This is a genomic window from Amycolatopsis sp. NPDC041971, from assembly GCF_055588925.1.
Genome location: NZ_JBVJCE010000021.1, coordinates 128028 through 143545 on the forward strand (window position 1 = coordinate 128028; position 15518 = coordinate 143545).

General features: G+C 67.7%; 10 protein-coding genes and 1 pseudogene. 3 read left to right on the top strand and 8 right to left on the bottom strand.

All coding sequences use genetic code 11. The features are described from left to right. Positions 1-77: 77 nt before the first annotated feature. Positions 78-587, bottom strand: coding sequence for a hypothetical protein (locus tag ACZ6DT_RS33580; protein ID WP_465602850.1), 510 nt, complete (start codon positions 585-587; stop codon positions 78-80). A gap of 479 nt (positions 588-1066) precedes the next feature. Between ACZ6DT_RS33580 and ACZ6DT_RS33585 the strand changes: the two genes are divergently transcribed. Beyond that, a complete protein-coding gene (locus ACZ6DT_RS33585; protein WP_465602852.1) occupies positions 1067-7675 on the top strand; it encodes a LamG domain-containing protein in 6609 nt (2202 codons plus the stop codon). 623 nt (positions 7676-8298) lie between these two features. Here ACZ6DT_RS33585 and ACZ6DT_RS33590 read toward each other — a convergent pair. Genes ACZ6DT_RS33590 through ACZ6DT_RS33600 form a run of 3 tightly spaced genes read right to left on the bottom strand, consistent with a single transcriptional unit; the run spans position 8299 to position 11518 of the window. Beyond that, positions 8299-9006, bottom strand: a complete 708-nt coding sequence (locus ACZ6DT_RS33590; RefSeq protein WP_465602854.1) for a response regulator transcription factor — start codon at positions 9004-9006, stop codon at positions 8299-8301. Beyond that, complete coding sequence (locus ACZ6DT_RS33595) at positions 9003-10091, bottom strand: sensor histidine kinase (RefSeq protein ID WP_465461979.1); 1089 nt, start codon at positions 10089-10091, stop codon at positions 9003-9005. The genes ACZ6DT_RS33590 and ACZ6DT_RS33595 overlap by 4 nt, the downstream gene beginning before the upstream one ends. Before the next feature lie 11 nt (positions 10092-10102). Further along, positions 10103-11518: an alpha/beta hydrolase gene (locus ACZ6DT_RS33600; RefSeq protein ID WP_465602856.1), complete on the bottom strand. Its 1416-nt coding sequence runs from the start codon at positions 11516-11518 to the stop codon at positions 10103-10105. Positions 11519-11527: 9 nt separating this feature from the next. Between ACZ6DT_RS33600 and ACZ6DT_RS33605 the strand changes: the two genes are divergently transcribed. Next, the gene (locus ACZ6DT_RS33605; protein WP_465602858.1) at positions 11528-11779 is read left to right on the top strand and encodes a DUF4345 family protein; all 252 of its coding nucleotides are present in this window, start codon (positions 11528-11530) and stop codon (positions 11777-11779) included. A 290-nt stretch (positions 11780-12069) separates the two neighbouring features. Here ACZ6DT_RS33605 and ACZ6DT_RS33610 read toward each other — a convergent pair whose 3' ends face one another. The 3 genes and pseudogenes from ACZ6DT_RS33610 to ACZ6DT_RS33620 form a co-directional block, all read right to left on the bottom strand. Then, a complete protein-coding gene (locus ACZ6DT_RS33610; RefSeq protein WP_465602859.1) occupies positions 12070-12351 on the bottom strand; it encodes a hypothetical protein in 282 nt (93 codons plus the stop codon). Positions 12352-12781: 430 nt separating this feature from the next. After that, positions 12782-13300, bottom strand: a complete 519-nt coding sequence (locus ACZ6DT_RS33615) for a hypothetical protein (RefSeq protein ID WP_465602861.1) — start codon at positions 13298-13300, stop codon at positions 12782-12784. 94 nt (positions 13301-13394) lie between these two features. Then, a pseudogene (locus ACZ6DT_RS33620) lies at positions 13395-13643 on the bottom strand (integrase core domain-containing protein); the annotation flags it as partial. Between the two features lie 938 nt (positions 13644-14581). On the opposite strand from ACZ6DT_RS33620, the gene ACZ6DT_RS33625 reads away from it, so the two are divergent. Further along, on the top strand, positions 14582-14854 hold the full coding sequence (locus ACZ6DT_RS33625; RefSeq protein ID WP_465602863.1) for a hypothetical protein: 273 nt from the start codon (positions 14582-14584) through the stop codon (positions 14852-14854). Between the two features lie 89 nt (positions 14855-14943). Here ACZ6DT_RS33625 and ACZ6DT_RS33630 read toward each other — a convergent pair whose 3' ends face one another. After that, a complete protein-coding gene (locus ACZ6DT_RS33630; protein WP_465602865.1) occupies positions 14944-15327 on the bottom strand; it encodes a hypothetical protein in 384 nt (127 codons plus the stop codon). Positions 15328-15518: the final 191 nt, after the last annotated feature.

Genomic DNA, 15518 nt, shown 5'->3' on the forward strand with positions numbered 1-15518 from the left:
TCCCTGGTCGGGAGTTCCCCCGGTTGTCCGGACACCTTGGCGTTGCCCCGGTTTTCCGGACCGTCGCCTGCGAAGTGTCAGGCGCGTTGTTGTAGTTCGTGGAGTCTTTCAGACTCGACTGGGGTGAGGTAGCCAAGCTTGGAATGGCGGCGTTGCCGGTTGTGGAAGATCTCGAGGTATTGGAAGATCTCGTTGGCCAGTTCGGTTCCGTCGACGTCGGTCTCTTGCCTGCCCTGGCCTAGGTAGCGGGTGAGATGGTCGGAGAGGGCCTGATCGGTCATGGTTGCAGCAGCTCCGTCAGGTCGGCGGGAAATCCGAACTGGCCTTTGGTGATCTCGGCCGGGGTGTTCCCGTTGGTCTCGGTCGCGGTCTTGTCCGCGCCGTGGTCGAGCAGGAGCTTGGTCCTCGCGCCGTCGGACGATATGCGCCACCGGATGATCGCGAGATGCAGCGGTGTCGCCCCCCGGTGTGTAGACAGCCTGGACGTCCGCTCCGGCGTCGAGCAGCGCCCGGGCGGCGTCCACGTTGCCTTCCTGCACCGCGAAATGCAGCGGCGTGTAGCGGCTGCAGTTCTCGGCGATGTGCACATCGACGCCCTCGGCCAGGCGATGGCGAATGGCGCCGAGATCCGCCCGCCCCCGGCTCGATGGGTCGTGGGCGGCGCGGGTGCGGGCAGGTCCCGGAACCTCGCGGCCAGGTCAGTGACGAGCGCGGCTTTCGTCCTGTGCGACAGGCCACGCGCTTCCGCACGCCCCACGATCCACTCGAGAGGCACGAATCCGCTCTGCCAGGCCGAGCCGGTGGACTCCAGGACCGCGGGCGCCAAGTGAAGACCATCGGCGCCGTCCTCGACGTTCGGCACGGTCTACGGGCTTCAGAAGAACTGACCGCCGCGCTGAAAGCTCGAGAAACACACTGTCGGAAAGCCATCGTCCCGAACAGGCTCACCAACCGCCGTCCGGAAAACGGTGCGTCACCTTTTTTCACCATTCCAGGGGGCTGTCCGCGTGCTCCCGCCTCAATAACATGAAAGGTCGCCGACGTTTTCCCCGAGTGAGGGATGGTTATGACGACCTCGGAACAGACCTGGCCCTCGACCGACTGCAACGGTATTACGCTGGTCGATCCCGTCGGTCTCACCCTCGCGGGAACAGTGGTGCTACTCGCCCGAAAAGCCGCCACGACGGTCACTTCGCTGTATTACAACGTGCGTGTCTCCGGGGCGGACCCCGGCGTTCCCCAGGAATGGGCGGGCTGGAACGAACTGCGGCTCACCGGGAAAACCGCCGGGGCGGCGGATGACCGTCCACTGTTGCGGATCGCCGGCATGGACCTGATCACCGTCGATTCGGCCGTCGCCGCTCCGAAGCCCGCGGATGCGCCTTTCCGGGCCGTCACCGACGGCAGGTACATCTCGTGCTTCCGCCAGTCCGCCACCGGCACTCTCTACGTGGATCGCTTCGCGCTCGTGCGGACTCCGCCTCAGCAGACCAGCGGCTCGCGTGACGGTGAGAACCAAGGCGACTGGCGGATGGAGCGGGTGTGGGAGGTGCGGTACCGGCGCAGTGAGCGCCGCGACGCGCCGGCGGGCCCCGGCGACGAACTCGGCTTCCGCAACATGATCGACGAGCCGTTCCCGGAGCCCACCATCGAACTGTCGGCGCTGGCCGGTATCACCGGCGGCCGTTTCGACGTCGTTCTCGCGCCCACCTCGGACGCCGATGTCCGCCGCTGGCACATCATCGCCGTCACCGGCGAAGTCCTCACCTTCGTCTCGTATCCGCAGGACAGCACCGGCGGCATCGAGGTCGATCCGGCGCTGGCACGTACCTTCACGATCACCCCCACGGTCTGGAATTCGGGAAAGAGCACCCCGTTGACCCCGACCGCCGGTGTCGGCGCGAGCCTGTACGCCGAGCAGGAAAGGACCGGTGCGGAGCCGAGTCTGCCGTCGAGCCTGCGCAGGGCCGTCCGGCTGGGCGTCACCGTCCCGGTCGCCAACGCCGGGGCCGGGCTGCCGGGAGCGCTGGCCGTCTACGACTTCGGCGTGCTACCGGACGGGACCATCCCGATGTTCCCGGCGGGGATCGGCTGTGTGCTGATCGACGGCACGTTGAACGACGGCGGTTTCACCCCTGACACCGGCGACCACCCCGTCCCCGCCAAGGCGGTGCGCTCGGCCGGTGCCGGCACGGTGAGCGCGGTCCTGCTGGGCACGCCGAGACCGGCCGCCGCACCCGCCGTCCTCGACAGTGCCGACGGGCTTGTGCACTGCTACTTCCCCCAGCCGTCCAGCCCGGCGGGCACCGAAGCTTTCGCGGTCGCCCAGTACGACCCCACGGTGACCAGGACCCGGCTCACGATGCCCTGGAACGCCGACGACCAGACCGGCACGTTCACACTGATCGCCCGGCGCAGTGGCAGCACGTTCGACGACGTCGTGGCGACCGTGGCGCCCTGCGTCCGTGACGGCGTCACCGCGTCCGACCTCTGCGACGTGACGATCGACTACGGCACCGCCGCCGGCCTGCCGCGCGAGAACTGGGGCGGTGTCCCGCGAGACGTCCGGACCATGGTCTCGGTCCTCAACGGTGCGTTCTCCGACGACCCCGCCGACAAAGCGGTCCTGTCCGGAGCACGGCCGTTCTACGACTTCCTGGGCCACCAGCCGTCGGTACGGTTGCCCCTGGCCTCGGCGGGCAGGCTCGTGCTGATCTCCCACCGTCCCGATATGCCGCTCTCCCGGGTCGAGGTCACCGCCGCGGCGAACGGGATCGTCGATCTGATCATGCGCTACACCTCCGACACCGGTGTCACCGTGGTGCAGACCTGGCAGGCGGTGCCGGCAGGCACCGCCAACGCGGCGCCGGTCCTCAACGGTGACGCGGATCCGGCGACCTACCCCTATCACCGGGCCGCGGCCGACACACCCGTCTACGCGTTGAGCACCGGCGGTGGCAGCATCCTGCTCTTCGGCAAGACGACCGGGAACCCGTCGCTGACGGTCTCACCGGCGGACGGCGATCCAGCGCACTGCACCATTTCCCTCGTCACCGGCGGACGGCCTGCCGTGAAACTCGAGAACGTTCCCCGTGACCAGGCGGGTTTCGTCGCCCGGCTACGGGCCTGGAGCGCGGCCGACGCGGTGTTCGGCTACATCTCCGCCGATCCGAAACCCGGGCCTGTCGCCGACCAGACCTTCACCACTCCCCTGGATCTGCGCGGCGGCTCGGTGCTGTTCGACGTGCTCCAACCGGCCGACGTGGGAGATCTCGCCGCGGGGCAGGTCGACGCGGCGAGCTGGCAAGAACGTTCGCTGACCCCGGCGCCACCGGACGGCACCGTCGGCCGGGCGATGATCGCGATGACCGCGCTCCCGACGGAAAGCCCGCTGTTCGGCAGGGCACCGCGGGCGATGGACGGCACGAGTACCCGTACGGTGACCGGCGACAACGGCAAGTGGCTGGCCGCGCACCAGGCGAAAGCGCTCACCCTGAACGGCCGCCAGGCGATGAGCGTCGCGCTCACCAACACCCAGCTGGCGCCGCGACCGGCTTGGACCATGGAATCCTGGATCCGGCCGGAAGGCAGCGACCCGGCCACGGTGATCACCTACGACAACGGGCCAATGAAGGGGCTGGGCGAACTCACGCCGTCCTACTATCTCGGCGTCGCCGGCCTGCCCACGGTGCGCTTCGATGCCTTCACCCAGAAGAACAACACCACAAGCTCCTACCTCGCGGTGCCGTCGAACCCGGCCTTCACGCCCGGCCCCACCGGCTTCACCTGGGAGGCATGGATCAAACCGGACCAGAAGCCGTGCCCCAAGGCGAACCGGCTCGGCAGCGTCCTGCAGGTCTGCGACGCGAAGAGCAAAAGCAAGCCGCTGCTCAATCTCGGTCTCGACGTCGGGCGCCACTTGTCGCTGGGCTACCGGCCGCAAAGCCACGAGCCGAAGTCGAGCTATCTCACGGCCGGGAATCCCCTGCCCGCCGGTGTTTGGTCGCATGTCGCGGCGACGGGGGCATGGCAGAACGGGACCTGGACGCTGAAGATCTACGTCGGCGCCGTGCTGGTCGACACCGTGCGGAACGTCAAGCTGCAACCCCCGTCGAAGTCGACCTCGCCGTCGCTGGCGATCGGCGCGGCGATCGGCCCGCACGTCAGCATGTTCGGCACGCTGTCGGATGTGCGTTTCTGGTCCTTCGCCAGGACGGCCGCGGAACTGCGCCAGACGAACACCGCCGCGCTGACCGGAAGCGAACCGGGGCTGGAGGGCGCCTGGTCCTTGGCCGAGGGGCACACCACCGCCAAGTCGGTCTTCGCCAACCACGCGACCGCGACCGGGTCCGCGCTCGACGCGCAACTGAGGCTCGCCAGATCCCAAGCGGTCAGCGCCAGCGATGACGACCCGTTCCTCGGCATCGTCGCCGGCGTCGGCGGGACGGCGCCAGTGCGCGCCCGGGCGCGCCTGCGGCCCGGCGAGTGGAACCATGTGGCTGTCAGCTATCAGGCGGCCGGTGCCCTGAAACTGAACCTCACGGGCGCGGCCTCGGCTCCGCCGGCCTACGGCGTCTGCCCCGGCCCCGGCGACCTCGCGTTCGACGGCCAGTTCAGCATCGACTGCTGGGTGCAGGGGGCGGGCTCCACCGGTCTGCAGCAGACGATCCTCGCGCAGTGGGGAGAATCCGGAACGGACCAGTCGTTCCGGCTCGCGCTGGACTCCGACGGGAATCCGTTCTGCACGGCCGGATGCGCCGACCCGGCGAGTGGCGACCGGAGCAGACTGACCGTGCGGAGTAGCGCATCCGTCCTGACCGGCCCGGCCGTCCACATCGCCGTGACGCTGACTTCGGCTCAGGTCAAGGCGGGCCTGCGGTGCACGCTCACGATCTACGTCAACGGTTTCGAGAACGGAACGGCGCAGACGACACTGAGTGGCGCGAAAACCGTGACGTCCGTCGATTCCTCGGCACCACTGACACTCGGCATCGGCACTCCGCCGTCGAAGGCGGGCCGGGTGGCCTTGGAAGCGCAAGCGCGCTTCACCGGCGCCTTGGGCGGGCTGCGATTCTGGTCGGTAGGCCTGTCCGCGGCCCAGGTGCGGTCGGTACTGCGGCGCAATCAAGCCGCCGACACCGACCACGGCGTGGTTTCGGCGTGGTGGTTCACCGAAGGTTCCGGCAATGTCGCCGCGGATTCGGTGAACGACAACGACTTCCTGCTCACTGACACGGATCTGTGGGGTGTGCTTCAAAACGTCGGCCGGTACCGGTGCTACCACGACGGCCTGCCGATCGGGTCGGTGCTGCCCGCGGGCGAAGTCGACGGCTATCTCGGGTACGACCAATGCACCTTCGGCGCCTACCAACAGAGCGCGGGAAAGTTCCAGGACACCCTCACCGGATCGCTGGCCGAGGTACGGATCTGGCGCTCCGCGCGCACCCGCTCCCAGATCACGTCCACCCTGTTCCGGAAGCTGAAGGGCGACGAGAACGACCTGGCCGGCTACTGGTCACTGGACAAGACCAGCGCGGACCTGACCGGCCAAGGCGCGAACGGGCATCTCGTCGGCTCACCCGGCTATGTCGCCTCCACCGCACCTGTCGCGAACGAGGGCCCTCAGCTCACCAACGTCTACCAAGGTCCGCGGACCCGGTTCCAGCGCCCGCTTTCCGGCAAGGCCGCGGTCGTCGAATACCCGGAGATGGAGGCCCACGGGGACGGCACGCCCTACGCGGTGATGCGTCGGGCCTATTTCTTCGAAGACACCGTGCTCACGTTGTCCACCGGCTACGGCATGGGTGAGACGGATCTGGTGTACCTGGGCCAGATCCAGACCCGGCCCACGCTGATCGGGTACATCGAGGGCGCGCCGCCGGTGCCCAGCGAGAACCTGTCCCGCCCGCTCTACGACAGCCCGTTCGGCTACAACTCCTATCAGGACGCGTCCACGGTCACCGTCCGATCCGAGGAGAGCACGTCGGTCAAGTTCACGTCGTCGGACTACAAAACCGCGGTGAAAATGGAGATCGACACGAAAGCCGGGGTCGCCGCGAAATGGGCGGACAGCGCGTCCGTTCTGGCCTGGACGCATCTGCTCACCGCCGGTACCGGGAAGATCGGCGCCCGGCACAAGTCGAACCTGGAAACCGCCCGCCAGCGGGATGAAACGTACCTCTCCGCGTGGACCCGCACCACGACGGACACCTTGGGGCTGCGGGGAATGTGGGAACAGGCGCGGCCGGACCGGTCGGACTACCTCAACCCGGTGGTCGGCCGCCGCTACCAGCCGCTGAACCTCGGGTACGCCATCGTCGAGTCGATGACGGCCGATCTGTACGCGATGCGACTGCACTCCACCGGGGCGATGGTCGGCAAGATGGTGTTGCCCGATCTGGACATTCCGCCGGACCGCAACATCATCACCTTCCAGATCGACCCGCGTTACGTGAAGAACGGGACGCTGGACGGGAAGGTCGGCCTGGTCAACGACCCCGACTTCCCGCGCGCCGACGTCGGCAGAGGCAGCTACTTCAAACCGGACGAGGCCTACCGGCTGGCCGCGAAGATAGCGAAGTCCGACGCGGCCATGCGGAGCAGGTACAACCAGTTCAAGGCAGCGAGCCTCGGCGAGAAAGGCAGCGCCGACCTGGGCGGGATCAAGGATGAGCAGTTCTACGACTTCGACAGGGACATCCCGACCCGCGGCATCGCCAACCGGTACGTCTGGACGGCGTCCGGCGGCCTGCACACCGAAACTGAGCAGTTCTCCGCCGCCCACGAACGCGTCTACACGGGTTTCAGCGACTACACACATCTGACCGGCCTCACCGGCGAGATCACCTTCACCGCCCAATACGGTCTGTACGGCGCGATCGACGCGTTGTTCGGCGGACACGTCAAAGTCCAGGTCGGCAAGTCGGAGAACGAGTCGCGAGGCTTCTCACTGGCGGTGACCTGCCCTGGCGATCCGATGCTGCAGGGCTACCACGCGGAGACCGGCTACACCCCGGATTACTGCCCCGGCAAGGTCGACGCCTACCGGTTCATGTCGATCTACCTGCCGCCTTCGGCGGAAAATGGCGACACGTTCCACGATCAGGTGATCGACAAGCAATGGCTGACCTCCAGCAGCGACCCGGACGCGGTGGCCCTGCGCAACGTCCAGCTGACCGGGCAGGGCGCGTGGCGGCTGCTGCACCGGGTCACCTACGTCAGCCGGGTACCGCCGCAGTTCGACACCAATCCGGACCAGACGGTCGCCCACGAGCCCGCACAGGTGATCGACCTGGCCGACAACCCGCTGCTGATCGAACTGGTCGAAGACGAGGTGCCCGCCGAGCACCCCTCTCCCGCCGACATCGGGAACGGGGTGGCGAACGTTCTGGCGCCGCTGGACGGCCACACGGCGTCGAAACTCGGCGATCTCGTGCCGTGGTGGGCGGCGTTCCTCGCCGCGACCCGCCTCGCGAAGCCGGATCCCGCGAAAGTGGCGCTGTTGAACCGGATCCTGACCGACACGGTGGCGTACTTCCAAGCCGGATACGCCTCCGGTTTGCTGCCGCGACCAGAAACCAGGCGCGACGGGCACCTCGTTCCGGCGCCACGGACTTCGGAGAGTCTGAGCGCATCGGTGCCTGTCGGGGCCCGAGATGGGTCTCCGGTCTCATGATCCTGAAGGCCCACTTCCTTGCGCCTGGCGCAAGGTGATGCGGGCTATTCCTCGCGGTATGACTTGCCCTTACAGCGTTCCGGCGATGGCCATGCGACACATGCCTAGTTCGATGCAGGACCGGTGAACGTCAGTCGCCGCGCATTCACCGTCGAGGCCGGCATAGGCGCCAGCCCATCGCGGCGAACACCGCGACGATCAGCGGCGACCGGTTCGGGGACATCTCGGGGTAATCCTTCGGCACTGTGACTCGATCGGCCCACCCGGGGGAAGCCCGCCGTCACCCAGTTACTCGGCACAAACGGCGATTCTTATATCCTGTCGCCCGAAAGAACGCGAACAAACCCAACCGGATGAACACGACCCGCATCACGAGCCCGAATTTGTTTCCGTTCCTCACTACTCAATGCCACGGCGGGCGATGACGGGTGTGATCCCGCGGGCGCGCTTTTCTGTCAAGTCAGCGTGCCGAATGTGGCGGCGGCCGAAAGGCGTGATGGTTCTCGACCGACCGTTGATCCAGGCTCCCGCGGCCGCCGGATCGTTCCGGATCGCTTCCCGTGAGGAGGATGGTCTGCGCGGTGAAATGCCGCGCGGCCCGGCCGGGGACGGCCGTCCGAAGCTCACCATCGGCGGCGAGCGTCGTGAATCGCTGTTCCAGCATGCGTCTGGGCGGGGGCTGGCTGTCCCTGGGCGAGGCCGTGCTCGTAGGCGTAGATCACGGCGTGCACGCGGGTGCGCAGGCCGAGCTTGGTGAGGATGCGTGCCACATGTGTTTTCACAGTGCCCTCCTCGATGGTCAGGGCGGCGGCGATCTCACCGTTGCTCAAGCCGCGGACGACGTGCGTCAGCACCTCGTGTTCGCGTGGGGTGAGCTGGTCATGCGGGCGTGCCGCGGGCCGGGGCGACAGCTGAGCGAAACGGGCGATGAGCCGCCCAGTCACCTTCGGGTCGATCAGGCCGCGTCCCGCATACAGGTTGCGCACGGCGTCCAGCAGGAGGGTGGGATCGCTGTCCTTGAGCAGAAAGCCGGCGGCTCCGGCGGCCAATGCGCCGAAGAGGTACTCGTCGAGGTCGAACGTGGTCAACGCGAGGACCTTCGCAGGAGACTCGGCCGCGGCCAAGCGGGTGATCGCGGCGATGCCGTCGCCGCGCGGCATCCGCAGGTCCATCACGACCACGTCGGGGCGGCGGGTCAGCGCAAGGTGGACCGCGTCGGCGCCGTTGGCCGCCGCACCGACCACTTCGATGTCCGGTTCGCCGTCGAGGACCATCCGCAGTGCTTCCCGCACCGCGTCCTGGTCGTCGGCGACGAGCACACGGATCGTCATTGCGTCGTCCCTCCTGCGGGTAGTTCGGCCCGTACCCGCCATCCGCCACGCGGCTGGTCGGGGCCGATCGTGAGGCTGCCGCCGGCCACGCGCACCCGTTCCCTCATGCCCCGGATGCCCTGGCCTTCCAGGTGCGGCCGGGCGACGTGCGGGCCGTTGTCGGAGACGGTGACGACGAGGCGGTCCCGGTCTCGGTGCAGCTCGACGTCGATTTCGACGGCCCCCGAGTGCTTGGCGGCGTTGGTCAAGGCCTCTTGTACCACCCGGTACGCAGTGTGGTCGACGGCGGGCGGCAGTGGGGACGATGCCCCGGACCGTCGCACCGTGATGCGACGGTCCGGGGCGGAAAGCCGTTCGGTCAGCTCGTTCAGGGCCGCCAGCCCGGCACCAGGCTGGACGTCCCGCAACGCGGTCAGCAGATTCCGCACCTCGGTCAACGCGGACAGCGACAGCTCGGCGATGGTGCCCAACGTCCGGTCGGCGACCGGTGACGCGCCGTCCATGGCCCGGCGAGTGGCCGTGGCCTGCAGCCGGATCGCGGTGAGATGGTGGCCGACGCTGTCGTGCACGTCGCGAGCGAGCTGTGCCCGTTCCTCGGCGAGCACCCGGTCTGCTTCCGCGCGCTGCACCCGCAGCGTCTGGTCGGCGCGCTCCCGGTGCAGGCGCAGTGCGTAGCCGGTCGCCACCGGCGCGACACCCATGACGAACAGGTCGGTGATCGTGAAGATCTGCACCGGGTCTCCCGCGATGACCGCACTGACCAGTACCCAGCACGCGCACACCGCCAGCACCAGCCCCGGACCCCGGTCGCGGTGGTAGACGGCCGCGCAGAAAGTGCCCATCGTGACCAGCATCCCCGGCCAGGAAGGCAGGAAGCCGAGACCACCGAGCCCCACGACCGCGGACAGCACCGCGCTCGTCAACGGCAACACGCGCCGCAGCAGCAACGGCAGGCTGACGCAGAGGCTCGACCCGAGCAGGACCAGAAGGTCCACCGGTGGTTGCCCTCGCGCCTCCCAGCACGTCAGCAGCACCAGCAGCGCCGTGACGCTCAGGATCAGCAGGACTTCCCGCAGGTATCGCATGACGCCATCGTCTACGCGGCGCCGCACGCCGTGCCGTCGGGCGGCAGTGCGCCGGTGGTCAGGTAGCGGTGCACGTGCGCCCGGACGCACGGGTGCCCGCCGAGGTACAAGGCGTGGCCACCCTGCACCGGGAGGTAGTACGCGTCGCCGAGCCGCGCCGTCACGCGCCGCGCGTCCCGTGGCGGTGTCGTGGCGTCGTACTCGCCACTGGCCACGAGAATCGGCGGGAGATCCCGGACGTGCAGCGGGTACGGCGGATAGGTTCCGGTCCCGGGCAGACCGGCGCAGTGGTAGGCCATCGGCCACGTCTGGACCCACCCGATGTGCGGCGTGATCTCGCGCAGCCGCGCTTCCCACGACTTGAGTACCCGGTAGTCGGAGGGGTACGGGAAGTCGGCGCAGAGGCTGATCCGGGACAGGTCGGGGTCTGGGTGGCCCGGCGGTTGCGCGGCGAACAGCGTGGCGTCGCCCGCGTGTGCTTCGGCTATGGACCGGGCCAGGCGTGGCCACTCCTGCGCGAACCCCGGATTGGTGCGCGAAACGATCAGGGAGAGGTTGGCGGTCGTCCCCGCACCGGGAGCGGGGATCGGCTCACGCGCGGCGCGGGCGAGCACTTCGTCCCAAGTGGTGAGGACGTCACGGCCGTGCAGCGCACAGGTCGGTTCCGCGGCGCACCACTCGGCGAACCGGACCATGTTGCGCTCCATGGTCTGCGCGCGCGGCACCAGCCAGTCGACCCAGGAACGGTTGGTGTGGTCCAGCACGCTGTCCAAGTACATCCGGCCGATGCGCCAGGGGAAGAGCCGCGCGTAAGCCTGGGCGTAGACCGTGCCGTAGGAGTTGCCGTAGTAGTTCAGTTTCGGCTGGCCCAGCGCGGCACGCAGAGCGTCCATGTCGTGGGCCGCCTGCCAGGAATCGAGGTTGCCCGCCAACGGCCCGGCCGTCTGGCCGCAGTCGGTTCCGAATTCACGGTTCGCCGTGCGGTACCGTTCGTAGGCGGCTTGGCCAGGGGACGCCCACTCCAAGTTCTTCGGCAGCGGCGCGGGGTACGGGCACTTGATCCCGCTGCTCTCCTCGAACCCACGCGGGTCGGGGACGACGACGTCGAACCATCGGGTCAGGTCGGTGAACGCGCTTTTCGCGATGCGCAGCACCGAGATCTGCTGCGCGGGCCCACCGAGGTTGACCAGCAGCACGCCCTTCTTCGCGGCCTGGTCCTGTGCGGGCAGCCGCGCGACGCCGAGTTCGACGCGCGTGCCGGACGGCGCGGCCCAGTCCACCGGCACGGTGATCGAGCCGCACTGCAACCCGTCACCGCAGTCCGCCCACGACAACCCGCTTCCGGTGGCCCCTGCGACGGCCGGCGCGGCGGTGAGCACGGTGAGCAGACAGACCGTGCTCGCCAGGCCCTTGATCGTTTTTCTCATGCGTCCAGGGTGCTCGCTGAGCACGGCGCGGCGCGTCTGTCTTTCGGCAGACATCGGCAGTGCGATTCCGCCGGTGGAGCCGTCATCCTCACCGCGGTCTTCTTCCTCGGCATGGGCCTCTACGCCCTCGCCGCGCCCGCGGCGCTCGCCAAGCCGTTCCGCATCGCCGTCGACGTACCGGAGAGCCGATCGGAGATCCGGGCTGTCTACGGTGGCTTCGGGCTGGCGATCGCTGCCGTGCTGCTGTTCTCCGTGGCGTGACAGGGGACCAGCCCGGTCGCCGTCAGGCACACGAATGCCACGACGACCGGTATCCGGGATCCGGCTATCGATGATCGCTCATGTCCGGCGGCAGCACACGCGCGAGCGCCTCGCCGGCCGCGGAACCGGAATCACGATCAGATGTGTCCTCAGTCACAGATAGAGCCTTCCTGGGTCGCGTCCAACGACCCGATCCTGGTCCATCCGCGGCTTACCCGGTTGTCATGACACGGCCGGTCACACCCGCGATGGCGCGCTGCCGCCCGCGTCCCGCCTGCTGCACGCCACCCTCAGCGAGTACCTCCACGCGAGCGCATGACCTCGAACACCCCGGCGACGCTGTCGGTCGGCTTGGCGACCGTGAGGCGCCCGAACGGGTGCGCTCCTCCCCCGGCGTGGCGCTGGCCACTGCCCTTGTCGGACACCACGACAAGGCCGAGGTTCTGCTCGCCGAGGCGGCCGTGCAACGGCCAGGTTTCGCCCGCGAAGATGAACCCGATGGTCTGGTTCGGCGGTGGGGATAGCCAATTCCCTGAGAGTGTGGATAGTTTGGTGAGTTCAGCGTGAGTCACGAGGGCCTCCAGGCAGCCAGTGCAGATGTCGCAATCCACACCGAACCCGGAGGCCCTCGCTCATACCAAGATCATCGACCCACGTGTCGCTCCGCAGCTAGTCTCACGGCCGCTTCGCTTCTTCGGCCACCTGAGACGCATCCGCTTGGCCCACGATCGGAACGTGGTTCCCGCGACGGGCGGATCGGGCCAGCCGGCCGGTAGGCCGGTGATGTCGCGTGTGTCGTCCTGCTCGCCGAGATCGACCGGGATCCAGGCGCGGCAGCCGGGCGAGGTAGACCTTCAGCGGTCCGATCGTCGGTGTGTCGCGATCGCCTAGCCGCCATGGCGGCCGGGGCCCATTCGGGTCGGTGTCCAGGTTGTCCTGGGCGTGGTCTCATTCGAGCCGATGCTGACTGCTGTCGTCGTGGCCACCGACCACACAGATTCCTCAGTGTGGCAGCGCACTGCGGCCCACCGGTTCGGCCGACCGGAGCCGCGATAGGTCACGAGACAGATGAGATCTCCTGAGCCGTCGATTGCGAAGAATCCAGACGCGATCCGCCCGACGTCCATAAGCCAGCTGCACATGGAAATAGTTGATGTACTCGGCGACGGCCAGAACCCACAACGCCGCGCCCAGCCAGAAACGACCAAGAGATCCCGACTGCGCCTCCACCACGATCGGAACGACACCGATCGCGATCAGCGCCACGTTTACAGGCGCCAGCACCCGCAGCACTCGAACGACGATGGTGAGGGCAACACGGTGACCTTCGAGTCGGCAGCGTTTACCCATCCAGTAGACGCTGCCCTGAAACAGCATCACCGCGGTGAGCAGGAACCCCGACACGTTCGCGGCCGTCGGAGGCACCCCTGCCAGCATGAAAAAAACGACGAAGAACACAAAGACACTGACCATCTCGCCAACCGCCAGGCTCACCATCCGCCGTCTCAGCTGCCGCCTCATGGTCACGCTCCTCGATCCACGTAGGGTCGGCCCATACTACGGATGCATCTCCCTGAGCCGGTGAACCGTCACGGGTATGGGACCGGCTTCGGTGTCAGACCAGCGCCGGTCGGCGTGGTGGTTGCTGAGCGCAGTAGGCGCTCTCATACTCGGTCAGGTTGAGGTACTCCAGCCGGGAATGCGAGCGGGTGTTGTACCAGTCGACCCACTCCATCACTGCGTACTCGACCTCGGACAGGTTTGTGAACGGGCCGTGCCGGTTGACCAGTTCGGTCTTGAACAGCCCGATGATCGACTCCGCCAGTGCGTTGTCGTAGGCATCGCCGACCGATCCGATGGACGCCGATAATCCCTGCGATACAAGAGAATCAGGAAAGGTAAGGGAACTCAGGACAGACCCCTCGAGCACCGCGATGGCGTGGCGTTCGTTGTAGATCAGCATTCTGTCGGTGCATTCTGCTCGCACACTGCGCACGAACCTTTCCACGTAACAGTTCCCTCATGGTGTCTGTGGCGGGATCTTCACCGCATCGGTGCCCTCGGAGGTGAACACCGCATCGAACGGACGCGGCGAACTTCGTACGCCTGTCGCGGATAAGGAACCGGAATCTGGAGGTTCTCTCGCCAAGGCTCATCAGCAGGTGGACTCTCCGGGTGCGGATCTCCATCAAGAACAGGACGTAGAGCCGCCGCACGCCGATAGCGAGGAGCGGGACCGATGAGAGTGGTGGCGAGGATACGACGGATCGTGCCTGCACCGATGCGGTGTCCGAGCCGGACCAGCTCTTCCTGGACACGGCGGTGCCCCCAACGCGGGTTCTCCCGCGCAAGTCGGACGACCAGCTCGCGCAGTTCGGCATCGATCGATGGGGCCTCCCGCCGGTTCGGGTAGGTCCACTTTCCTACGATCAGACGGCGCTGCCATGCCAGTAGCGTGCCCGGTGTCACGATGCGGTGCCGGCGCAGTTGACGGGGCAGCAGCCGCGTCAGTGCCGACAAGATCGCGCGATCCGGCCACGAGGGCCGTGGCCGGCCGACCTCGCGGCGCTTGAATTATGGCACGGTACAGGGAACCCTCCGCGATCGTGCCCGAATCGGCACCCGAGACGTTGCAGGTGTGCTTTGGGGGTGAGCCAGATAGGCCGATCGGGTGTACGTCGCGAAGATGTGTAAACGAATTGCGCCGCAGGTCGACCTACTTGGGCGTTCTGAAGTGACGCAGCGTGGTGCGTAGGGGCCCCGCGTTCCACTGAAAGTGATTCCTTTGAGGTGACGCCCCCAGTGAGCAGCCACGTCTATTCCCCGGTTCTTCGAGCCTTCCACGCGTTCCGCTACCGCCCCCGGCACGCGCGCAGGTCCCGCCCGTGGGCGATCGTGATCACGATACTGGTACTCGCGGTCGTGCTCGTGCCGATCGATCCCGCCGTCGGATCGATGGCGGTCGTGGCCGCCGGCGGGATCATGATGGTGATCCGTCATGTTCGCCGACTTCTGCGCCACGCGGACTCCAGGATCGAGACCATCCTCGCCGAGGAACTCGACGCCCGTCCCTGACCAAAAGGGTGCGTTCTCGGCACTCACACGCCGACGGGCTGCACCGCGCTCGGTGCCTCCCCTGCCGACCGGCGGTGCCGGTCGCGCGATCAAACCCTTCCGCCGCCCGACAGCGGGGACACGCCGAAGCTGAAGTAGTTCTTGTGGGACTCCGTCCGGTTCCCGGAATTGTCCGGCGGGAAGATGGCGTCGATGAACAGGCCGCCGCCGCAGTCGGGTTCGGAGAACAGGTTGAGCATCGACGACCTGGTCCGGTTCGCCAGGTAGTTGGCCTTCTCCCCGAGCAAGCCATGGACGTTGTAACAAGCACGCGGTTTCAGATCGTGGATGGTGACCGGGGGTTGGCCGGTGAAGGCGTGGGCGGGAACGGCAAGCTGGAGCCGTCCCGGCTGCGTTCCGGTGCCGGCGGCGATGGTGGTGAGACTGTCCAGGAACGGTTCGTCGTGGACGGTGCTGCCCGGCAGGCTAAGCAACAGGGCGGGCGCAGCGCCTCGCCCGGCAGACCACGCGGCGGCGTCGTGGGCCGCGCGGGTGAGGATGTGCGGGAGTGCCGCGGACAGGAGCCCGGTGTGATCGGCTAGGTCGGTGATGTCGCACAGGTCGCGACGCGGTGCCTGCCACCCGGCTGGACCTCGAACCCCATGCGCTGTTCCCCGGCGGCCCG